This window comes from Massilia sp. CT11-108 (assembly GCF_047302915.1).
Lineage (GTDB): Bacteria > Pseudomonadota > Gammaproteobacteria > Burkholderiales > Burkholderiaceae_D > Telluria > Telluria orientalis.
This window is the reverse complement of the sequence record NZ_JBKYMO010000592.1, coordinates 1-3,092: the sequence shown is the minus strand read 5'-3', so window position 1 is coordinate 3,092 and position 3,092 is coordinate 1. Positions and strand designations below refer to the sequence as shown.

Sequence of the window (3,092 nt, the reverse complement as noted above, 5' to 3'; positions counted from 1 at the left end):
GCCGATGCCCAGGCCGGGCGTGCCGCCGTGTGCCTTCGTGTCGCCCTGCGAGAACATCTCGAACACGCCGTCCAGCCGGTGCGGCGCGATGCCGATGCCGTCGTCGGCGACCTCGATCACCGCGTCCAGGTCCTCGCGCGCCACGCGCACCTCGATGTGTCCCGGCGTCGGCGTGAACTTGGCGGCATTGACGAGCAGGTTGGCGACGACTTGCGTGAGACGGACCTCGTCGCCGACGACCATGACCGGTTCCGCCGGCAGCGACAGGCGCAGGTCGTGGCCCTTGCCCGCGCGCGTGGGCAGGGCGTTCTCGCACGCGAGTTCGGCGATCCCGCGCACGTCGAGCGGCGCCCGTTCGAGTTCGATGCGGTTGTGGGCGATACGGCTCAGGTCCAGCAGCTCGTCCAGCATCTTCGCCATGTGGCCGATCTGGCGGTCGATCACGTCGGTGGCGCGGGCGCGCACGGCGGCGTCGTCCGGGGCCTGGCGCAGCAGCGCGATCGAATAGCGCGCGGCGCCCAGCGGGTTGCGCAGCTCGTGCGCGAGGATCGCCAGGAACTCGTTCTTCTGGCGGTCGGCCCGTTCCAGTTCCCCGCTCTTGCGTTCCAGGTTCTGGCGCGTCTCGATGTCGGCCGTGACTTCGCGCGCCGTGCCGATCACCATGGACGGCTTGCCGTCCGCGCCGCGCAGCACGCGCGCGCTCGACGCGATCCAGCGCACGTTGCCGTCGGCGCCGCGGAAGCGGTATTGCATGCGGTAGTGGTCCGCACCCGCGAACGCGGCCTTCCACGCGTCGATCACGTGGGGCCGGTCCTCGTCGTGGATGTCGGCCAGCCAGGCGTCCACGGTCGCCGGCGCATGGCCGGGCGGCTGGCCCAGCATCGGCCCGAGGTCGCTGGAGGCGGCGATCGTACGGTCGCGCGGATCGTACTGCCACGTCGCCATCCCGGCCGACCGCAGCGCGATCTCCAGGCGCGCCTGCGCCTGTTCGGCCCGCGCGCGCTGCGCCACGTTGTCGAGGCAGGCGCGCACCGCATAGCCGATGCGCGGGTAGTGCTTGGGCGTCTTGGTGATGTAGTCGTCGAGGCCTTCCTTCATGGCCTCGACGGCGATCTCCTCGTTGCCGCTCGCCGTGAACATGATCACGGGACGCGCGGGGAAGCGGCGTTTCAGCTCGCGCAGGACCGTGATGCCGTCCGTGAAGCGCAGGCGGTAGTCCGTGATGGCGATGTCGAAGCGGCCGTCATCGAGCGCCGCGGCCAGCGTCTCTGGGCTACCGGCCTCGGTGATGCGGACGTCGGGAAAATGCCGCCCCAGCTCGCGCGCGACGAGCGCCCGGTCGTCCGGGCTGTCGTCGACGAGGAGGGCGGCGAACGTCACACAGGCTCCGGCGGCGCGGGCAGGTCGACCGCGAACGTGGCCCCGCTGCCCGGCGCCGACTCCACGGCGACGCGGCCGCCCATGCGCTCGACGCCCTTCTTGACGATCGCGAGGCCGATGCCCGTGCCCGGGTATTCCTCCTCGCTGTGCAGGCGTTCGAACACGTTGAAGATGCGGGCCTGGGCCGGCGGCGCGATGCCGATGCCGTCGTCGGCCACGGTGACGCGCACCATCGATCCCGCTGCGCCGGCGCCGATGCGCACGACGGGCGTCTCGCCGGGCCGCACGAACTTGACGGCGTTCGACACGAGGTTCGTCAGCGCCTGCACGAACGTCTGGCGGTGCGCCCGCACGGTCAGGCCGTCCGGCACGTCGATCTGCAGCAGGGCCTTCGCCTGCTGGATCTCGGCGTGCAGCGCGGCCGTCACTTCGTGCAGCGCTTCGGTGACGACGACGTTTTCGGTGGCGATCTCGGTGCGCGACAGGCGCGCGAATTCGAGCAGGTCGGACACCATCGTGTCGACGCGGTGCGCGACGGCCTCGATGCGGCCGATGTACAGGCTCGCCTTGTCGAGGTGGCCCTCGGCGAAATCCTGCTTGAGGACATTGGCATAGCCCTGGATCGTGCGCAGCGGCTCGCGCATGTCGTGCGAGACGGAGAAGCCGAACGTCTCCAGCGCCTCGTTCGCCTCCTGCAGCTGGCGCGTGCGCGTGGCGATGCGCTGTTCCAGGTCGGCGTTCAGGCGCAGGATCTCCAGTTCGGCGCGGCGCAGCGACGTCACGTCGTCCACGATGCCGTCGACCGCGTCGTGCCCGTTCACGCGCACGCGCACGAGCTTGACCTTGAAGGCGCGGCCGCCCATGTCGAGGTCGCCCGCGTCGAGCTGCAGGTCGGCCGCATCCAGCGTCGCCTTCAGTTCCGGTATGTGCTGCCGCACGTCCTCGATCAGCGGGTGGTGCGCCGCCTTCGTGAATTCGCCGGACCCGAGGCCCAGCATGCTCCAGAACGCGCGGTTGCCTTCCTCGATCTCCCCTTCGAGGGAAATGCGGAAGACGCCCACCTGGATGTTCTCGAGCAGCGATGCGAGCCGCGTCTCGCTGCGGATGGCGCGCGAGCGGATCTCGGTGCGGTCGAGGCAGGTGCGCACGGCGACGGGCAGCCGCGCGTAGTGGCGCGGGCTCTTGATGACGTAGTCGTCCAGGCCGTGCTTCATGGCTTCCACCGCGATCTCCTGGGTGCCCGTCGCGGTGAACATGATGACGGACAGTTGCGGAACGTGCGCCTTGATCAGCTTGAGCACGTCCAGGCCCGTCGTCCAGCGCATCTGGTAGTCGGTGATAACGAGGTCGAACGGGAAGCCGGCTTCGGCGACCTGTTCGAAGCCTGCGCGGTCGCCCACTTCCGTCGACCGGCACTCCGGAAAATGGCGTTCGAGTTCGCGGCGGGCGAGCAGGCGGTCGTCGGGATTGTCGTCGAGGAGAAGGAAGCGCAGGGGCATGGTGGGGTCGCGGACGGGGCTTGTCGTGGTGCAAGGCTTCCTATTGTAGCCGTAATATGACAGGCCGCGTCAGGCCACCGGCGGCGCATCCGCCGGCGCGGCGGCCGGCCCTATCCCCGCAGCCGGGCGCCGACGCGCGCCACGACGTCCGTGCCCAGGAACTGCTTGCCGGACAGGTTGACGGCCACCGGCACGTCGGGCACGCCGGCATCG

The 3,092-nt window shown here is 70.2% G+C and carries 2 protein-coding genes; both read right to left on the bottom strand.

Going from position 1 to position 3,092, the window contains the following annotated elements; genetic code table 11:
- A partial coding sequence (locus ACEN88_RS27945; protein ID WP_413344893.1) for a response regulator occupies positions 1-1,380 on the bottom strand: 1,380 nt, incomplete at its 3' end.
- Positions 1,377-2,879, bottom strand: a complete 1,503-nt coding sequence (locus tag ACEN88_RS27940; RefSeq protein WP_413344891.1) for a sensor histidine kinase — start codon at positions 2,877-2,879, stop codon at positions 1,377-1,379. The genes ACEN88_RS27945 and ACEN88_RS27940, both read right to left, overlap by 4 nt.
- Positions 2,880-3,092: the final 213 nt, after the last annotated feature.